The sequence below is a fragment of the Microcoleus sp. K1-B1 genome, assembly GCF_036704705.1.
Classification (GTDB): domain Bacteria; phylum Cyanobacteriota; class Cyanobacteriia; order Cyanobacteriales; family Microcoleaceae; genus Microcoleus.
The window spans coordinates 1-19,174 of sequence record NZ_JAUBSH010000050.1 but is presented as its reverse complement, the minus strand read 5'-3'; the positions used below and the strand labels follow the sequence as shown (position 1 = coordinate 19,174).

Below are 19,174 nucleotides of genomic sequence, written 5' to 3'. Positions count from 1 at the left end.
TGTTGCTAAAGTTAATTAGCAATACTTTTTGACCAAGACTAATGGAACTTGCTAATTTGTCGGCAAATTTACGATCGCCCGACGAAGCTGTCGATCGCCACCCTGTGACGGTTGCGCCCTCAACTTCCCTGGCAGAGGCGATCGCCCTGATGCGTCGGACGATCAACCCCTGCCCACTGCCTAATGACCCTGGACTTCCCGACTCAAACGAAACTGTAAAAGCATCGATTAATTGCGTCTTAGTTGTCGATGAAAATCAGCTAGTCGGACTGCTAAGCTCGCAAGATGTGCTGAACTTAGCTACCGCCGAATACGGATGGCAAGGCATGAAAGTTGCCGACGCAATGACGCGGAATTTAATTGTCTTACAAGAATCAGAATTTACAGATATTACTACCGCATTCAAGCTATTTTGTCAATACTCGATCGATTGCTTGCCAATTGTAGATGAACGGGGTCAGCCAGTAGGTATAGTCAGTGAAAAAAGGATTCGTCCAGCAATGTATAGCTGGATCGAGGAACTGCATCAAGAAGTGGCAAAACTCCAGGAACAATGCGAACTGTTAGAGGGCAATTGTGAACTAGAAAAAGCCAGCGATCGCCAAAATGCCGAAAATGCCATGCGGCAGAGCGAGGCGCGCTACCTGGCGATTGTGGAAGACCAAACCGAACTGATTTGCCGGTACCTCCCAGACGGTAAAATAACTTTTGTCAATCAAGCTTACTGCCGTTATTTCGGCGTGCAGCCGATCGATCTACTCGGCAAATGCTTCATGTCGCTGCTGCCAGAAGCATACCGAGAAATTTTTCAACAGCAATATACTTCTGTGTCTCCCGACAACCCTATTTTTACCTGCGAGCACCAAGTAATTTTGCCTAGCGGGGAAATTCGCTGGCAGCAGTGGATCGATCGGGCGATATTTGACGACAGCGGACAAATCGTCGAGTATCAAGCTGCGGGCCGGGATGTTACGGATCGCAAACAAGCAGAAATCGCTTTGCAGCAGCTCAATGCAGAGTTAGAACTGCGAGTGCAGCAGCGGACACAATGGTACGAAATGGCAGTATCGGCCGGCAAAGTGGGGGTTTGGGACTGGAATTTGGAAACCGACGAAATCTACATTGCTCCGTCTTTGAAAGCTTTGTTGGGCTATCAAGACGCAGAGATTCCTAACCGCATGGAAAATTGGGCGTCTCACGTTCATCCCGACGATCGAGTTGTAGTCGCCGAAGCAGTAAATGCTTATCTAGAGGGTTTGACAGAAATTTATGAAGTAGAACACCGGATGCTGCGTAAAGACGGCAGCACCTGCTGGATACTTGCCCGCGGCAGCGCGATTCGATCGGCTTCTGGCAAGGCCTTCCGCCTGACTGGCACTGACACCGACATTACCGAGCGCAAATTGACCGAAGAAAAACTCCAAAACTCCGAAGCCGAACTGCTGGCGCTGTTTAACGCCATGACGGATATAGTGCTGGTTTTCGACGCCAGCGGTCGCTACCTCAAAATCGCCCCCACGGCCCCCGAACTGCTGTACAAACCTGCTCCTGAAGTGCTGGGCAAAACCCTCGCCGAAATCTTCCCAGAAGCGGAAGCTAATTTTGCCCTGGCCCACATTCGCCAAACATTAGCATCTAGGGAAACCCACAGAGTTGAATACAGGATGGAAATTGGCTGCAAATTATTTTGGTTTGATGCCAGTATTTCGCCACTGGATTGTGATCGGGTGATGTGGGTAGCCCGAGACATTACCGCTCGCAAACACGCAGAAGCTGCACTGCAAAAGAGCGAGGAAAAGTTTCGCAACTTATTTGACGATGCTCCGATCGCGCTTGGTTTGGCAAGCCTGCGCGACTTCCGCACGATCAAAGTGAATGAAGCTCACCGCCAGATGTTGGGCTACAGCGATTCGGAGTTGGCTAGCATGACTTTTAGTGAACTCACGCATCCAGAAGATTTACAAGCAGATTTAGAGGAAGTCAAGCAGTTGATCTGCGGCAATATTTCTCGCTTCCAAAGGGAAAAACGCTTGATTAAAAAGAATGGCGAGCTGATGTGGGCCAACTTGACGGTGACGCTGATCCGCGATCGCGAGGGCATTCCTCTGTACAGTATGGGGGCGATCGAAGATATCAGTTATCGTAAGCGGGCAGAAATGGAATTTCAGCAATTAAAAGAACGCCTGCAATTTTTACTGGGTTCTAATCCGGCGGTAATTTTTACAGCCGCACCGACGGGGGACTTTTGTACTACTTACATCAGCGACAACGTTCAGACAATCGTTGGCTACGACCCCCAAGAATTGTTAGCAGATTGTAAATTTTGGTCTAGCCGGATTCACCCTGAAGATAGGCCACAATTTATAGTAAATTTTTCCGATTTGTGCGAGGGAAAAAATTGCATTTGCGAGTACCGTTTTCTACACCAAGACGGAATTTACCGCTGGCTAAGGACGGAACTCAAACTATTGGTAGACAGCAGGGGCATTCCGATCGAAATTATTGGTTACGCCGCTGATATCAGCAATTCTAAACACGCCGAACTCGCTAGGGGGCAGCAGTTCGAGCAAGAACGGCTTGTGGAGGCGATCGCCCGTCGTGTCCGCCAGTCTTTGCAATTAGAGGAAATTCTCAACACCACCGTTGCGGAACTCCAGCAAGTATTATTAGCCGATCGAGTTTTGGTTTATCAACTTTTACCCAAAAGGGGCGGGCGAGTTATTGCTGAAGCCGTGGCCGAAGGATGCAGCCAACTCCTGGATAGATATTTTGGCGAAGAAGTTTTTCCGGCTGAAAGTTATCAGCTTTATTTACAAGGGCGAATTTCTGCGATCTCCGAACTAGATGACCCCTCCATTACGCCCTGTGTGATGGAGTTTATGAAACAAATTCAAGTTAGGGCAAAGTTAGTAGTGCCGATTATTCAGCACAGGCAGCTTTGGGGATTGCTGATTGCCCACCAATGCGATCGCCCTCGTGATTGGAAAGAATGGGAAATCAATTTATTTCAGCAGTTGGTGAATCAATTGGCGATCGCCATTCAGCAATCTCTACTTTACCAGCAACTGCAAGCTGAACTGAGCGATCGCAAACAAGCGGAAGCAAATTTGAAAAACTCCCTCAGAGAAAAAGAAATTTTGCTCAAAGAAATTCACCACCGCGTCAAAAACAACCTCTGCGTAGTTGCCAGTCTGTTAGAATTGCAATCAAACACAGTTGCCGATCCCCAAGTAAGCAAAATGTTTGAAGAAAGTCAGAATCGCCTTTATTCTATGGCTCTGATTCACGAAAAACTGTACCGTTCCACTAACCTAGCGCAAATTAATTTTGGTGAATATCTTGAAGATTTGGTAAGTAACTTGTTTCACTCTTACAATATTAGCAACAACCAAATTCAGTTGCAGGTATTAGCTGAGCCAATTTCCCTAAATCTTGAAACCGCTACTCCCTGCGGTTTAATTGCCAATGAGTTGGTTTCAAATACGCTGAAACACGCTTTTCCTGATGGTACAACTGGTACGGTTAGTGTAGAATGCTATCAAACGGGCGATCAAGAAATCAACCTTTTAGTTAAGGACAACGGCATTGGCTTTCCTCAAAACTTAGATTTTCGGAAAACTCAGTCGATGGGGTTTCAAGTTGTCTGCACTTTAACCGAGCAGTTAGAAGGAACCATCGAAATATCCAGAGAATTTGGTACATCCTTTCACTTAAAATTCAACGAGTTAAACTACTTTCAAAGATTGTAATAATATGAGCTTGGTCGAAAAACCAATTAAGATTTTGATTGTCGAAGACGAACTGTTAATTGCCAAAAATTTATCCCCTAAATTAGAAAAACTGGGATATCAAATCGCCGATATCGTTTCTTCAGGAGCGGATGCCATCCAGCGCGCCCGCGAACTAAGACCCGATTTAATTTTAATGGACATAGTTATCAAAGGCGACATTGACGGCATAGAAACAGCAGCAATAATTAATCAAGAATTAGATATACCAATTATCTATACAACTGCCTATGCAGACGACGAAACTTTGCAGCGAGCCGAAAATACTGGTTCTTACGGCTACCTGCTCAAACCTTTTAAAGAAAGAGAAATGCACGCCACTATCAAGATAGCACTGAGCAAACATCAAGAAGCTGTTATCCTGAAAAAATTAATGGCATTAGCAGCAGAAAAAAGCGAAAATAGATCGCGCTTTATTTCGATGGCATACCACGACTTAAATACTCCTTTAACTACGATACAGTTATCGGCTGAAATGCTAGAAGATAGCGACTTGCATAGAACCCCCGGAACGAACAATAAAAATGTCGATCGCATTAAAAAAGCCGTCAGTAATATGAGTGGGTTGCTGGAAGATATTTTAATGCTTAGCAAAGCAGAATCCGGCAAAATTTCCTTAAATTTAAATTTGATTAACGCGACGGATTTATGCAATTCTATTTTAGAAGAACTGCAACCTATTGTCACCGACAAACACCTAGTACATTTCCGCAGTCACACAAATCCGCTGCACGCCAATCTTGATGCCAAACTACTGCACCACCTTCTGACTAATTTGCTTTCAAACGCTATTAAATATTCTCCCAACGGCGGCAAGGTAAGTTTAGACTTAAGCTGCGAAAACCAACAAATAATTTTGTGCGTTCGAGATGAGGGAATTGGGATGACACCGGAATATCAAGGAAAACTATTTCAGCAGTTTGAACGGGGTGCTAATGTAGGCAACATTAAAGGATCGGGTTTGGGACTCTGCATTGTCAAACACATAGTTGACCTGCACGGCGGTACAATAAGTGTAGAAAGTGCGATCGACAAAGGTACTACATTTATTGTCGCCCTGCCTTTTTTAGTTAGTAGTCATTAGTCATCTATCCTTCTTCCTTCTTCCTTCTTCCTTCTGCGATAAATCTATTGGGGGATAAAAGCTCGATCGCCCTATCTTCTTCTCCCCCCGCCGCCTTCGCAAATCGCTCAGCCAAAGCAGGTACAAGCACCAAAGGATTGCTGAATCCCGAAAAAACGTGCAATCCAGGGCGATCGGCAATCGGCCCCACTACAGGCAAATTATCAGCGCTAAATGCCACAATACACTCGTGCCAAGTTGCCGGCAAACCTGCCAAATCAGGCAAAACCTTGCCGATTCCTGCACGAATTGCCGTTTCGCTGGTTTCGCGATCGACTTTAGCATTCAAATCGCTCAAAGTGCGCGACAATTGCCCGATCCGCAAACTGCCATCATTAAATTGAATGGCACCCGAATCTAAAATCGGCGACAGCAACTCTTTACCAGGTTCATCCCAAAGAAAATCCACCTCATTTCTACTAGACTTAGCTTCCAATTCAAAACGTTTTAATACCGCAGGCATCACCAAAGTTCTGAGTTTCAAATCCACAGGTGCTGTTTCCAAAATCTCCGTGCGAGTAAAATAAACTCCCACAGAAACACCAGCCAGCTTCAGTAAACTCCGACTCCAACCTCCAGCACAAACAACAGCATTTTCACAACGATAAATTCCCTGCGCCGTCTTGACTCCCGAAATCCGATTTCCCTCTTCTATAAACCCAATTACTTCAGCAAATTCTATCGTTCCTCCCAACCGCAGAAACCCTTGACAATAAGCTTTATTTGTGGAACTCGGCGAAATGTGACCGTGACGCACAGTCAGAGCTCCGGCGATCGCACTTTTATTCAGCAAAGGTTCCAAATCGCCAGCTTCTGCAACACTCACAAGCTGCGGAACGATCGCAAAATGCGCGTAATTAGCCGCTACTTTTTCGGCATCATTGCCCGCATCAATTGTCAGCAACAAATCCAACTCGCGAAACTGAGTATCAGCATCTAATTCCGCTGATAAATGGCGGTGGCGTTCAATACCTTCCCGACACAATTGCCGCGTTAAATCAGTCGTTCCCGACCAATAAGCCAAGCCGCCATAACTAAAACGAGTAGCATTTTGCATGGTAGCATCTCGTTCCAAAAGCAGCACAGCAAAACCTTTTTTTGCCAGTTCGTAACTCAGTGCCGCACCCGTAATGCCACCGCCGACAACAATCCAATCGTAACTTTTCATGGGCAACTCAAAGGAAATGAAAATATCATGCTTAGATTTTAGCTTACGTTTTTTCGGCACCAATCGAAAAACCTCTACCTACAGGAAGAGGCTGCCTGCGATCGCCCTAACTGAAACTTCCACCCGTCGGGAGATGTTTGCGTAGAGATATTTTTCGTTCAATAGTAGGAATTAGAGTCAGCAAAAAATTAGAAATACCAGAGAGGTTTTTATGAGTATCGACAAACCAGGCAAAGATATGGAGCGCACTGTCAATCCGGGCGATCGTATTTCCGACAAACCGCAAACCATTGAAGAAAAAGCGCAGCAACTGGCGGTAGACCACGTACCCGACATCGTGGGAGATGTTGTTACAGTTCCAACTTATGTAATCGTCGAAGAACCAGACGGGGAAAAGAAAGCTTTGCACCACGTCAAGGACGCCGAAGAAATTTCCGACGTAATTCGGCAGGCCCGCGTTGACGAAAATGGCGAACGGGTTTGGGATTAAGTTCAATCCAATAAAAACGGGTTTTTTGTACAAAAGTTATCGTAGAAATCATGGAAACAAATCCCAGAAATAGTACGCCCTATCCCAATATTCCGCCGATTCTAGAAAGTGACGACACAGAGTACCGCGACGCCGGCATTACAAGTACAGTTTCAGTTGCAGGCCATCCCCTCCACCCAGTGCTGATCGTGTTTCCGGTAGCCTTTTTAGTAGGAGCCGCCGGCACGGATATCGGTTATTGGCTGACAAGCGATCCGTTTTGGGCGAGAGCTTCGGTTTGGCTGATTGGTGCTGGTTTTGCTGCGGGGATTTTGGCGGGAATCACGGGCTTTTTAGATTTTTTCAAAATAAAAAGAGTGCGCGATCGCAGTGCCGGTTGGTTGCACATGGGGGGCAATGTGGCGGCTTTGGTACTTTCCCTGATTAACTTGCTGTTGCGACAAGGAAATCCGGCTGAGCCGATCGTATATACAGGTTTAGCAATATCGATCGTCGTTGCGACCTTGCTGGGCGTTACAGGCTGGTTTGGCGGCGAACTAAGTTTTCGCCATAAAATCGGCGTCATTGGCCCTACAAGTCATAATTCTTAGGTTTGTGACCGTTTGTAGTAGGGACTTCAGTCCCTCTTGATTTGACACTTTAGCACTAAAGTCTTGACTACAAACTTAAAGATTGTCCCAGCCAATTGAGATAAGCATCGCTGCCAGCAATAATAGGAATAGCAATAATTTCGGGAACTTCATAGGAATGGAGTTCCTGAACTTTTGTTTTTAAAGCATCAAATTTAGCCAAATCAGTTTTAATCACCAACTGCCACTCTGACTCGGAATGAATCTCGCCTTGCCAAGTATAAATAGAGCGAATTGGTGACAAACTCACACAAGCAGCCAGCTTGTTTTCAACTAGAGATTTCGCGAGATTCTCCGCCTCCGCCTCCGATGCCGCAGTTACCAGCACCACCCCAAAATTAATTGTCATAGTCATAGTCATCAGTGAACAGTCAACAGTGAACAGTCAACAATCAACCGTTAATCTCATTAACTTCCCAAGAATTGACTTTGCCAGCCCCAGCTAATGAAAAATAGCGCCTAGTAGAATCCGGCAAAATAGCTCCCGCCAACAAAGCATTATCTAAATTAGCTCCTATTAACGTCGCCTCGCTCAAATCTGCCGCAATCAAATCTGCTTGACACAACTTCGCCCAATTCAGATTTGCCCCTCTCAAACAACTTCCCCTCAACTTAGCCCCGGTTAAGTTTGCACCCGCCAACTTCACCCCACGCAACTGAGCCGCGCTGAAATTCGCCCCCGCCAAATTCGAGCCTTCCAAATTAGCTCCCATTAGTTTAGCTTCGCTCACGTTAACGCCGCTTAAATCTGCACCGCAGAGATTCACCCCTGTCAACTGCGCTCGCCGCAGACTGACTCCGGTTAATTGAGCTCCAAAAAGTTTTGCACTGTTGAGCCTTGCACCGTAAAGGTTAGCCCACTTAAAATTAGCTCCCGTCAAATTCGCGCCCAGCAAGTTAACTAATTGCAAGTCGGCGCTGCACAAATTGGCATTCCACAACACAGCAGCCCGGAGGTTTGCGCCAGTTAAAGTTGCGCCGCTTAACTTTGCTTTGGGCAACTTTGCTTTTACCAAAAAAGCTCCGCTGAGATTGGCTTTTGTCAAATCTGCACCTGAGAGTTGGGTTTCACCCATTTTGGCAAAACTTAAATTTGCTCTGTGCATCTGTGCATCTTTGAGTGTTGCTTTGGTGAGAAACGCCCTGCTGAGGTTCGCCCCGGAAAGATTAGCTCGCGAAAGGTTGACTCCGATTAAGATTGCTCCGCTGAGGTCTTTCCCGCTGAGGTCGGCTCCAGTAAAGTCTCTTTCTCCTTTTTCGTAATTGTTGAGCAGTTCACTAACTTCCATAGGGCATCATACCTTCTATGATTGGGGGGTTTCGATCCAGAAATCTCTACTATTAAGGTTGTTTCAGAAAGGAAACTGTTTCAGAAAGGAAACTGTTTTAGCGTTTGCCTCAAACGGTATAAATTTCATTAACATTACTTTCTGTTTAAAGGCAATCTCTTAATAAAGATTTTATATCTTCCACGCGGTAGCGATCGCGCTTTCGGTATTTTTGAATTAAAAGTTAATGTTTCTTGAGAGAGAGACTCCTTAGCTTAAGGATCGACGGTAATTCGCAACTTCAGGCGCAGCGTGCCCTTGAATCCTGCAGGAGGTTGCCAGGAACTCAAGGCCCTCTTGAGAGTTTCTACGGCGTCTGTTGCTTGCAGCGTCGAGGTTTTAGTGTCGATAGCCAATCGGGCAACGCGGCCGTCTTGTACCAATAACTTCCATACCGTTTCACCGCTAACCCCCGCCGGGAGATTAACAGATTGCAGGTATTGAGTCAAAGCGGCTAGGGCCCCGGCATCCAACCCTTCGGCGCTAACTACTTGGAGGCGAGAAACCAAAGGCTTCGGGCGCGGGCGTTGCAACTGATCGTAACCTCGCTGCGGCGCCATAGCAGGAGCTGGACTCACCGGTGCCGAGTTGCGAGTCGAGGTAACGCTGCGAGTGCCGCCCCTAGTTTGCTCTGCCGCTCCCGACTCGAAAATACCCTCATAGCTGACACCCTGTGGCAATTCCACAGGCACTTGCACGCGGCGACGAACTCCATCTGGTTCCACTCGCACTTCTTCGCTCACAGCCACAAAAGCCGTGTATTCCGACAGCAACCGATAAGTCAGAGCAGTATTAGTCACAGCTTCCACCAGAGATTTAGTCTCGCCACCAAACATTTGATTCATTAAATCTTTAATGCGCGATCGCCCCCAAAGTTGAGCTACCGCCGGATTGCCAAAATCCGTAGCGGTTGCTGCGACTGAAGTTGACTCCCGCTGTCGCCCGCCGGATTGAGCAAAATTAACCGGTAAAACTTGCTCGTAAGCTTTGCCGCCGGCAAGAGTGCCGCGGATGCGAAGTTGGCCGTTAGTTCGATCGGTCTTTTTGCCAAACAAAACCAGTGGCCCACTCGCAAACAAGTCTGGGGGTGCGATCGGATAAATCTCTGGTTTTTCCCCCATTCCTTCCCAACTAATTTGAATATTAGTCAATACCGGACGATTAATTTCACGAAAAAACTTTTCTGCTGCTTCTGCTGACGGTTCATCTTGACGAATTACTTGAGACGTACCTCTTCCCACTTCCGCCAAACGGTTGAGCAAAAACCGATTCACCGAACTGCCAACACCAAAACTATAAAGTCGATTTCCTGGTTTCAGACTCTGCTGAACCAGAGCCAGCACTTCATTTTCATTACCAATGTAACCATCAGTAATTAATACAATACTCCGCAGCCTCCCCGTAGCCGCCGCCGGAAAATTCATCACTGTTTGAAGGCCGTTAAGCAGTTCACTTCCCCCGTTAGCCTGCAAATTTTCGATATAATTAATTGCACTTTGTCGATTTTCTGCTGTATTTGCTAAAGGATTTGTTGAAAGCGCTTTTGCACTATTGGCAAAATCAATAATAGTAAAAGTATCGTTGGAATTCAGCCCTTGAATAAAGCGGCGCATCAACTCCTTGGATTTGGCAAGCGGTTCGCCCTGCTGAGAACCGGAAGTATCCATTAGAAACACGACATCTTTAGGTACAATTTCATTAGTTTTGTAGTTTAATGCCGGAATCAAATATGTAGCAAAATGACCGCCCCGCTGGTCGGATTGAGTCAAAATAGTTGCGCGCGTATTTTCGCCCGCCACTCGATAGCGCAAAATTAAATCTTTATTGGGAATTGTGTCTGAATTGGCTAATTGAACTTGCACAATATTGCCGCTGCGATCTGTTGTAATTTGATGAGAAGTAGAGCGGACATCGCCGATCGCAACTCCGGCATCTATTTCTACCGAAACAGCAATATTGTGACCCGATCGCGTTCCCGGAGGCAAAACAGGCGGGTTAATGCGATCGGCACCAGAACTATAGCCCCCGCTTGCTAAGGAGGGGTTGGGGGGGGTCGTATTTCCCGAAATATAGCGAGGCCCTACCACCATTGGAAACACAAATTCGTAATCGCCGCCGGCAAACTTGAGACTTTCCGTGTAGCGAATCGTAACTTCAATTTTTTCTCCCGGTTTGATATTAGCCAGAGACTGAGTAAAAATATTGTCACGTTCTTGTTCCAACAAACCCGCACTCCGGCCTTGCTTTCTGGCTTGTTCGTAAATTTCCAAAGCTTCCTCGCGGAGTTTGATATCAGCTTTAATAGTTCGTGAGCCTATTTTAATTTCCATATCATCCACCGCCGCTTCGTCGGGCAAAGGAAATATATAAACCGCTTCTATAGATTCTGGAAAAGGATTTTCAAACTTCTGCACAACTTCGACGCGGGAGATATTGCCAGCTATTTTGGCTTTAACTTCCGTCTGCTTGAGAGGAAAGACTTGTTCTGAGGTCGTATTGGGAGTGTTGACGAACAAACCGCCGACTGGACAGCGATTTTGTGGCGATCGTCCGCCATTGCAATTAACATCGTTACTAGCGAGGATTTTCGGCGACACAGACGAATAATTTTCCCCAGGATCTTTTGCCCGCGCTGCATGGGGAGCAAGCCACGCGCCACACTCGATGATCGCAGCGAGCAATGCGATACCAGCACAAAGCAACCGTTGAGGGGATAGAACGCAGACAAACTTCATAGCTGTTTTTTTTAGCCGACTTGAGATGCTTTGTTTACCATGACTTTACGATTGCCGAAACGTTCCTGAGTTAGCTTTTTGGGAAAATGACTGAGGGCGTAGGGCTGATTTTAGATTTTAGCTTTTAGATTAACTCTACAGGCGCTCATGGGGGAGTGGAACTTTTGTCTAGACTGCTGTGGGCTTGCATCCGTATTTGGGTGAGGTCGGTTGGGGCGATCGTCCGCGAACCCAACCTAGAAGATTGTATGATAGTTAAATAATTAAATAACTCTAACCTCAACCTCTCAATCTCTAATAAATTGAAAAAGCCATGAATTTTATTAACCCCAAAACCGACTTTGCATTTAAAAAAATCTTCGGCTCTGCTGACAGCAAAGACATTTTGATTAGCTTTTTAAATGCCATCCTCTACGAAGCGCAGCCAGTCATCGAAGATTTAGAAATTCTTGACCCTTATTTAGCTCCAAAAATCAAAGGAGTCAAAGATACTTACTTGGATGTCAAAGCTAAAATTAGTGGCAGCAAAACTGTAATCATTGAAATGCAGGTGTTGAATGTAGAATCCTTTGAAAAGCGGATTTTATACAATGCTACCAAAGCTTACTCAGTGCAATTGAAAAGCGGAGAAAACTATAACCTCTTAAATCCCGTGATTGCCTTGACGATTACAGATTTCCAAATGTTTGAGCATCTGGAAACAGTAATTTCGCGGTTTTGTATCAAAGAAAAAAACAACTTAGTCGATTATTTAGCGGATGAATTAGAATTTGTATTTGTGGAATTGCCAAAATTTGACAAGACTTTAGCAGAATTAGAGACTCTGACTGATAAGTGGATATATTTCATGAAAACCGCTCGGACGTTAAGGTCTGTGCCAGAAGAGTTGGGAAATGTACCGGAACTCCGCAAAGCTTTTACAATTGCCAATGAAGCAAATCTCGATCCTGATGAATTGGAGGATTTAGAAAGGCGAGAAATTTTTATTCAAGACCAGCGCGGTGCAATTACCAAAGCTACCCGAATCGGGATAGAACAAGGAATCAGACAAGGCATTGAACAAGGCATTGAACAAGGCATCGAACAAGGCATCGAACAAGGCATCGAACAAGGCATCGAACAAGGCATCAAACAAGGAAATATGACATTAATTGTTCGTCAGTTGGAGCGCAGTGTCGGCGTGCTGTCGGCGGATCTCAAAACCAGCATCGCTCAGTTATCCACTCAGCAATTAGAGAATTTAGGAGAGGCACTATTAGACTTTGCCAGTGTGTCAGATTTGACAACTTGGTTGCAAGCACATAACAATCGTCAATAATTTGGTCAAATGGGCGTAGGGGCAATCCCCCGTGGTTGCCCTTATGGATTACCTATGTCACATTTGAGTCTGACCTGAAATTGAAACATCTAAAGTCGAAAATCCTATGAGCAAATTTGTGTTTGTGACCGGCGGCGTGGTTTCCAGTATCGGCAAGGGAATTGTCGGTGCTTCCTTGGGCCGCCTATTGAAGTCGCGGGACTATTCTGTCTCGATTTTGAAGCTAGACCCCTATATTAACGTTGACCCCGGCACTCTGAGCCCATTTCAACACGGAGAAGTCTTTGTCACGCAAGACGGTGCGGAAACTGACCTGGATTTGGGGCACTACGAGCGTTTTACCGATACTTCCATGTCTCGCCTCAATAGCGTCACCACGGGTTCCATTTATCAAGCGGTGATCAACAAAGAACGCCGCGGTGAGTATCAGGGGAGCACGGTGCAGGTGATTCCGCACATCACTAACGAGATTAAAGAGCGAATTCACAGGGTAGCAAAAAATACTAATCCCGATGTGGTGATTACGGAAATCGGCGGAACGGTGGGAGATATTGAATCTTTGCCGTTTTTGGAGGCAATTCGCCAGTTTCGCAAGGATGTCGGCCGGCAAAATGTTGTGTATATGCACGTCACGCTGATACCTTGGATTCCTTCGGCTGGGGAGATGAAAACTAAACCGACTCAGCATTCGGTGAAGGAATTGCGGTCGATCGGCATTCAACCAGATATTTTAGTCTGTCGGTGCGATCGTCCGCTGTCTTTGGGCATGAAACAGAAATTGTCGGAATTCTGCAACGTACCGGAAGAATGCGTCATCACCTCTCAAGATGCTAAAAGTATCTACGAAGTACCCCTAATGATGGAACAGGAGGGTTTGGCGCAACAAACGCTCAATTTGCTGCAAATGGAACATCGCCAGCCAGATTTGCATCAGTGGCAAACTTTAGTCAACAGGCTTTACAGTCCCAATCACAAAATTGATATTGCTTTAGTTGGCAAATACGTGCGGTTGAACGATGCTTATCTTTCGGTAGTCGAAGCTTTGCGGCACGCGGCAATTGCGATCGGCTGCGACCTGAATTTGCACTGGATTAACTCAGAAGATTTAGAGTCGGGCAACCTCGATAATTATCTCAAAGATATCAACGGCATTGTTGTGCCGGGAGGTTTTGGGGTTCGGGGAGTTGACGGCAAAATAGCGGCGATCGAATATGCTAAACACCACAAAATTCCATTTTTGGGATTATGTTTGGGGATGCAGTGTGCTGTGATTGAATGGGCGCGCAACATCGCCCAACTAGAGGATGCCAACAGCGCTGAATTTAACCCAGATACAGCAAATCCGGTAATTAATTTATTGCCAGAACAGCAAGATGTAGTCGATTTGGGCGGTACAATGCGACTGGGTTTGTATCCGTGCCGTGTCAACCCAGACACGCTAGCTTTCAAACTTTATCAGAAAGAAGTGATTTACGAGCGGCACCGCCATCGGTACGAATTTAACAACGCCTACCGCAATCTTTTCTTAGAATCAGGTTATGCAGTGTCCGGTACATCTCCAGACGGCCGATTGGTAGAAATGATCGAATTTCCCAACCATCCCTTTTTCATAGCCTGCCAATTTCACCCCGAATTCCAATCTCGACCTAGCGCCCCCCACCCCTTGTTTCAAGGGTTTATCCAGGCAGCTAGCATCCAGGGAAAGCAGGATGTTTTAGAAGATGAGGGTCGCGACTTGGTGGCCGGGAAAGTTGTCGCAAACTGATCTGATATCATGTGCGATCGATTAGTTCTGATATATTAGATGTCTGTAGGGGCGGTTCAGAGTAGACAATATTCAAATCGCCCCCACAATCGACATTACAAAACCCGCCCAACAGACCAATAGGATTTGATAGGGGTCGCACTTATCGGACTAGATATCGGGCAGCATTCTCAACGAGTGAAAGACCTCACCCCCCAACCCCTATACTAGGGTTGGGGGGCTAGTACCGCAAGGGAGAAGGCAGAAGGCAGAAGGCGGAAGGGAGAAGGCAGAAGGTAAAAGTTTGATATTTTTACTTAACTTTTTACGGATTTCAAGGGTGATACCAGTTTCCCAAAAAAAATGCAACTTTAGGCAACTTCCCAACCCAGATAGTCATCAGTCATGCCCAATCTAAAATCTACAATCTAAAATCTAAAATGGTAGGAGTTGTCAAACTATCCTAAAATACCAGGAAACACAGGTTTGAGGAGGCTTTGTGGCTTATTGGAGCAAAATTACTTATGAGAAAAGTACATACATAATTGACCTTGACACTATTAGTGCTTTTTCTAGCGAACTGGATAACAAGCGTCTCACCTTTTGGCTGCCTAATAGCAGTCAGCCGATTATCCTCAATCCCCAAGGCAATTATGAGGCTTACAAGCAAGTTCTCGATTACCTCAAAAAAACCATTGATCGCAATTCTAGAGGTTCGTGGATTAAAATTCATTATGACCGCAAAGAATTTGCGATCGATATGAGTCGAATTAGCTCTTTTGCTTGCGAACAGAACGGTCGGCTAAGCTTTTGCCTGCCTGACAGCGCAACTAATATTATTATCCTCCGCCAAAACAACCCGGAAACTTATCAAGAAATTCAGGAATACATTAAAAATACGACTGGACAATCTCTGCCATGAAGAAGTCATTAGTCATTGAAGGATGAAGGGAGACTAGGTTTAGTAACTCCTCACATTCATTTTATTTTTTTTGAGCTAAAGTGCTTAGGTTGCACCCTAATTTTAGATATGAAAAAAGCGCAGTAAAATGCGCTGCTTTTTTAAATTTTAACTATTGAACAAGCTGCCAAGCTAATTTTGCTGCACCTACCATGCCTGCTTGATTGCCCAATTCAGCCACCAATAACTGTAAATCTTCGCGAGAACTCGGCAGTACACGTTGCTCAATTTCTTCTCGAACCTTCGGCAAGAAAAATTCTGCACCTGCACTAATTCCACCGCCGATAATAATAGCTTCCGGCGTCAAAATATAAATAAGACTAGCCAAACCGATACCCAGATAGCGCCCGTAATTTTGCCAAAATTCTAAAGCTTTGGCATCTCCCGACTTAGCTAGATTTGCTAATTCTAACGGTTCCAAACCCGTTTCTCGGCGTATTGCTTGCACCGAAACGTACTGTTCTAAAGAACCGCGATTGCCGCTGTTGCACTCCGGGCCGTCGGGATTTATAGTAATCAATCCTAGTTCTCCGGCCGCGCCTTGATGACCTACAAATAGTTTATCGTCTAGGATAACTGCACCGCCGACTCCTGTACCTAAAGTTATTAAAATTAGGTCTTTAAAGTGCCTTCCTGCGCCCAACCAAGCTTCTCCCAATCCGGCACAGTTGGCATCATTTGCTAACATGGTTGGCAGTCCGGTTTTAGCTTCCAACCAGTCAGCGAGGGGGACGTTATGCCAGTTTTTGAGGTTAATTGCAACTCTGGCTATGCGGCCTGCGGCGTCTGCGGGGCCTGGAGTGCCGATGCCGATCGCACTTACAGCATTTTCGACCGGATTCAGTTGTAAAATAGCATCGGTCATCGCGGCTAAAACGGCTTCTGGCGTTGCGGGTTGAGGGGTTGGAACAGTTAAGGATTGGTGACAAATGCCGTCTTCGCTAAATCTGCCGAGTTTAATGGCGGTTCCGCCTAAGTCAATGCCGATTACTTGTGTCATTCGATTTCGGTTGTGGATGCAAGGATTTGGGATTAATCCTCATAGAATAAACATATTTTAGAGTGCGGATTGTGCACTTTACCAAGTAAGTTTGTAGTGAGGATTTAAATCCTCCCACTCCTATTTGAGTGTATAATAATTAGCGAGGAAAACTGCGCTTAATTCTTAATAGTATCATACCGATCGCACTACCTAGCAAAAATTATGGATACCAGCGAGTTCCCCTATTGAATTTCGCCTAACTTACGTTGCGCTACCTCTCGGTTGTGCAAAGCATCGCGATAGTCTGGTTGGAGAGCAATTGCTTGGGTATAAGATGCGATCGCATCTTCAAATCTTCCTAAATTATACTGCTCATTCCCTCGATCGCACCACGCCTCAGCATCTACATTCACTTCCGATTCTGCCTCCGCAGCTTCTGCGCCTCTGCGGTTCACTTGCCCAGACAAACCCAAACCATTCCCAACAAACACCGCCTCAATCACCCTCCCCTTTGTATCCTCCTCAACCTCCGGCAGCGGAAACCGTGTCAATATCTCCCGCCCAATTTGCCTCGCCACCTCTGACAATTCCCCGCTGCCAATTCTACCTAACAAAACCAGCCGCTGCGCCAATTCCTGAAGCGATGCCACCGCATCCGTAGCAGCAGTCTCATCATGTTCGCCCTCTAACAATCGAGCCCCAAACCGTCGCAGCCAAGCCGCTAATTCACCATCTTTAAGGCGTTTTGCGATTAAAAATCCCGCTACATCCCCTCGACTCCAGCCGGCATTCACCCCTTCCAGAATTTCCATGAATTTCGACTCGTATTCCGCGTCAGTTAAGGTTGGGCGGATGGCGGTATTTTCCTGCGGTGGGGAGGGTTTGGTTGGGGTTCCGAACAGCCGCTGAATTAGTCGTTTGAAGAATTGCAGAATTTTGTTGAGCATTTGTGAGGTTGGGAGGGTGGGGTATTTTCTATTTTATAGCAATTATCAAAAATAGATTACATATTGATTGCCGGCGATATCTGTAGGGACACGGCACTGCCGTGTCCGGGATGGCGACGCACAGCAAACAATCACAGAAAGTAGAATTAATCTACTTTAAAAGCGGATAATAAAGTTCTCCTGTTGAGTTGATATAACCGGCCCTATCACCCGCTAAATCCCCCGTTCCCATGAATACGTCAACTCTCCCCGCGCCTTTGATTGCACCGCCAGTATCCTGATCCAAAACGTACCGATTCACGGCATTTTGTTCGAGTTGTCCTGCCGCATTCGGATAAGGGAGTTTTGTACTAATTAATGCTAGTGCGCCGGGGGGCATTAAGGCTTTGTCGGTGGCGATCGACCTTTCGGCAGTTACTGGCACTCCAATGCTTCCTGTGGCTGGAGCTCCATTACTATCCCGGAAGAATACAAAGCTTTCATTTTTCGGCAAATATTTGTTCATATCTGCGGGAAAGTTGGTAAAATATTCCCTTAATTTCGGCAAAGTTAACTCTTCTAAAGTAAACTTTCCGTCTTTAACTAATTCTCGTCCAACTCCTGTATAACTGTGACTGGTTTTGCCTGCAAAACCGACGGTCATCTCGCTACCATCTGTTAGTTGCAATCTCGCAGAACCTTGGACGTGCACGAGAAATGCTTGGAAGCGATCGCGCAACCAAACTAATTCTAATCCTCGCAGCAATCCTTTACTTGCCTGCAAAGCATCTTCGCCTTCTAATTGCAATCTTGTCGGGTGAGGTTTCGGCCAAGATGCCATGTTGGGCGGCATCCGGTACAGGGGATAACGGTATTCGGAATTAGGCGTGCGAGATGCTGCGTAAGTTGGCTCGAAATAACCTGTAAATGCGACTGTTCCTTTGCCATCTTTGCCCGTGGATTTGTAAAATACAAATTCGCGCTTGACAGATTCCTGAAGTTGTGATGGGGTTGTGGAACTGACAACTAATTGGCGGAATCGATCGAGGGAACGGCGGACTCGATCGCGCGTAACTCCTGCTACTGGATAGCGGCTGTAAGCGCTGGCGGCGGCCGATGTATTGAGATAGCGGAGGCTGTGGTCGATCGACTTTAACAGCAATTCTTTATCGCCCGGTTTGCCATTTTCGCCCCAGATTTGAGCGTCAAAGGCGATCGACTCCAACTCACTCGCTTGTAACTGATTTACACTTATTGGTTGCAGCGATGGAACTGCAACGGCGGGCACAGAAAAAGCGATCGCCAAAATGCAACAGGCGATCGCTAATAGCTGATAGCGAAAAATCTTGCTCAATTTCCAATCTTCCCTACTCAATTGATTATTTTCCTTATTCATCGTATCGTTCGACACTAGAAGTAAATATCGGTTCTACGCGAATTGCGAGAACGCTGGTAGGCCGAACTACCATGTATTCGCCTTGAATATTTTTAATCGGGACGTTAAGAAATTCTCTTGAATCTTGTTTCGGCACCAGCGTACTGCTGTACCACTTTTGAAAATCTTGCAGCGTTGCGAAACGCACTTCTTCGCGATGGCCGCCTTCAAGCAGCAGGTGCACGGAATATTCGCTGGGTGTTCTAGGCATAGGAGATGGAGAGAATTGTTGGAGGACAATGGGAAATCTAAAATCTAAAATCTAAAATTGATGTGGTTGCCCTCAAGCAGCAGGTGCAAGGAATATTCGCACTTGTGTTCTAGGCATATCTGTATTTTAGATTTTTGATTTTAAGCTTTTGGAACGATTCCATATTTTACCTCTTCCTCGGCGCATTCCCTCATCTAGTAGGTTGGATTGAGGGAGGGGGAGAGACTGGGAGAGGGGGAGAGGGGAAGAAGGGGCTGAGAGGTGTAGGTTTTTTACAACTAGGAGGAGTTACAAGCATAAAAGGCATCCACAGGAGTGTGAGGGAAGGAACTCCAA

15 protein-coding genes are annotated in these 19,174 nt (G+C 46.1%); 7 read left to right on the top strand and 8 right to left on the bottom strand.

Annotated elements, in window-relative coordinates; genetic code table 11:
* Window positions 1–41: 41 nt before the first annotated feature.
* Window positions 42–3,749: a PAS domain S-box protein gene (locus tag QUA83_RS18405; RefSeq protein WP_333294957.1), complete on the top strand. Its 3,708-nt coding sequence runs from the start codon at window positions 42–44 to the stop codon at window positions 3,747–3,749.
* 4 nt (window positions 3,750–3,753) lie between these two features.
* Window positions 3,754–4,872 (top strand): ATP-binding protein, encoded by a 1,119-nt coding sequence (locus tag QUA83_RS18400; protein WP_333294955.1) that lies wholly within the window; start codon window positions 3,754–3,756, stop codon window positions 4,870–4,872.
* A 4-nt stretch (window positions 4,873–4,876) separates the two neighbouring features.
* Here the strand turns inward: QUA83_RS18400 and QUA83_RS18395 are convergent, their stop codons facing one another.
* On the bottom strand, window positions 4,877–6,079 hold the full coding sequence (locus QUA83_RS18395; protein ID WP_333294954.1) for an FAD-binding oxidoreductase: 1,203 nt from the start codon (window positions 6,077–6,079) through the stop codon (window positions 4,877–4,879).
* Window positions 6,080–6,290: 211 nt separating this feature from the next.
* Here QUA83_RS18395 and QUA83_RS18390 point away from each other — a divergent pair, with 211 nt between their 5' ends.
* Both QUA83_RS18390 and QUA83_RS18385 read left to right on the top strand, forming a co-directional pair.
* Entirely contained in the window at window positions 6,291–6,569 is a 279-nt protein-coding gene (locus QUA83_RS18390) for a hypothetical protein (RefSeq protein ID WP_333262355.1), read from the top strand.
* 50 nt (window positions 6,570–6,619) lie between these two features.
* Complete coding sequence (locus QUA83_RS18385; RefSeq protein ID WP_333294952.1) at window positions 6,620–7,159, top strand: DUF2231 domain-containing protein; 540 nt, start codon at window positions 6,620–6,622, stop codon at window positions 7,157–7,159.
* Between the two features lie 67 nt (window positions 7,160–7,226).
* Here the strand turns inward: QUA83_RS18385 and cutA are convergent, their stop codons facing one another.
* The 3 genes from cutA to QUA83_RS18370 all read right to left on the bottom strand — a co-directional run bounded on the left by cutA (window position 7,227) and on the right by QUA83_RS18370 (window position 11,261).
* Entirely contained in the window at window positions 7,227–7,547 is a 321-nt protein-coding gene (gene cutA / locus QUA83_RS18380) for a divalent-cation tolerance protein CutA (protein ID WP_333294988.1), read from the bottom strand.
* A 43-nt stretch (window positions 7,548–7,590) separates the two neighbouring features.
* Window positions 7,591–8,487 carry a pentapeptide repeat-containing protein gene (locus QUA83_RS18375; protein ID WP_333294950.1) on the bottom strand — a complete coding sequence of 299 codons (897 nt, stop codon included), beginning with the start codon at window positions 8,485–8,487 and terminating at the stop codon, window positions 7,591–7,593.
* Between the two features lie 254 nt (window positions 8,488–8,741).
* Window positions 8,742–11,261, bottom strand: a complete 2,520-nt coding sequence (locus tag QUA83_RS18370; RefSeq protein WP_333294948.1) for a VIT domain-containing protein — start codon at window positions 11,259–11,261, stop codon at window positions 8,742–8,744.
* Window positions 11,262–11,574: 313 nt separating this feature from the next.
* On the opposite strand from QUA83_RS18370, the gene QUA83_RS18365 reads away from it, so the two are divergent.
* The 3 genes from QUA83_RS18365 (at window position 11,575) to QUA83_RS18355 (ending at window position 15,245) form a co-directional block, all read left to right on the top strand.
* Window positions 11,575–12,579 carry an Rpn family recombination-promoting nuclease/putative transposase gene (locus tag QUA83_RS18365; protein WP_333294947.1) on the top strand — a complete coding sequence of 335 codons (1,005 nt, stop codon included), beginning with the start codon at window positions 11,575–11,577 and terminating at the stop codon, window positions 12,577–12,579.
* 106 nt (window positions 12,580–12,685) lie between these two features.
* Window positions 12,686–14,344 (top strand): CTP synthase, encoded by a 1,659-nt coding sequence (locus QUA83_RS18360; RefSeq protein WP_333294946.1) that lies wholly within the window; start codon window positions 12,686–12,688, stop codon window positions 14,342–14,344.
* A 478-nt stretch (window positions 14,345–14,822) separates the two neighbouring features.
* The gene (locus QUA83_RS18355) at window positions 14,823–15,245 is read left to right on the top strand and encodes a hypothetical protein (RefSeq protein ID WP_333080303.1); all 423 of its coding nucleotides are present in this window, start codon (window positions 14,823–14,825) and stop codon (window positions 15,243–15,245) included.
* Window positions 15,246–15,396: 151 nt separating this feature from the next.
* On the opposite strand, the gene QUA83_RS18350 is transcribed toward QUA83_RS18355, so the two are convergent.
* From QUA83_RS18350 to QUA83_RS18335, 4 genes are all read right to left on the bottom strand, one after another.
* The gene (locus QUA83_RS18350) at window positions 15,397–16,284 is read right to left on the bottom strand and encodes an ROK family protein (RefSeq protein ID WP_333294943.1); all 888 of its coding nucleotides are present in this window, start codon (window positions 16,282–16,284) and stop codon (window positions 15,397–15,399) included.
* A gap of 224 nt (window positions 16,285–16,508) precedes the next feature.
* A complete protein-coding gene (locus QUA83_RS18345) occupies window positions 16,509–17,213 on the bottom strand; it encodes a tetratricopeptide repeat protein (RefSeq protein WP_333294941.1) in 705 nt (234 codons plus the stop codon).
* Window positions 17,214–17,364: 151 nt separating this feature from the next.
* Entirely contained in the window at window positions 17,365–18,588 is a 1,224-nt protein-coding gene (locus QUA83_RS18340; protein WP_333294939.1) for a murein transglycosylase A, read from the bottom strand.
* Window positions 18,581–18,838, bottom strand: coding sequence for a hypothetical protein (locus tag QUA83_RS18335; RefSeq protein ID WP_172192361.1), 258 nt, complete (start codon window positions 18,836–18,838; stop codon window positions 18,581–18,583). Before QUA83_RS18335 ends, QUA83_RS18340 begins: the two co-directional genes overlap by 8 nt.
* Window positions 18,839–19,174 lie beyond the last annotated feature (336 nt).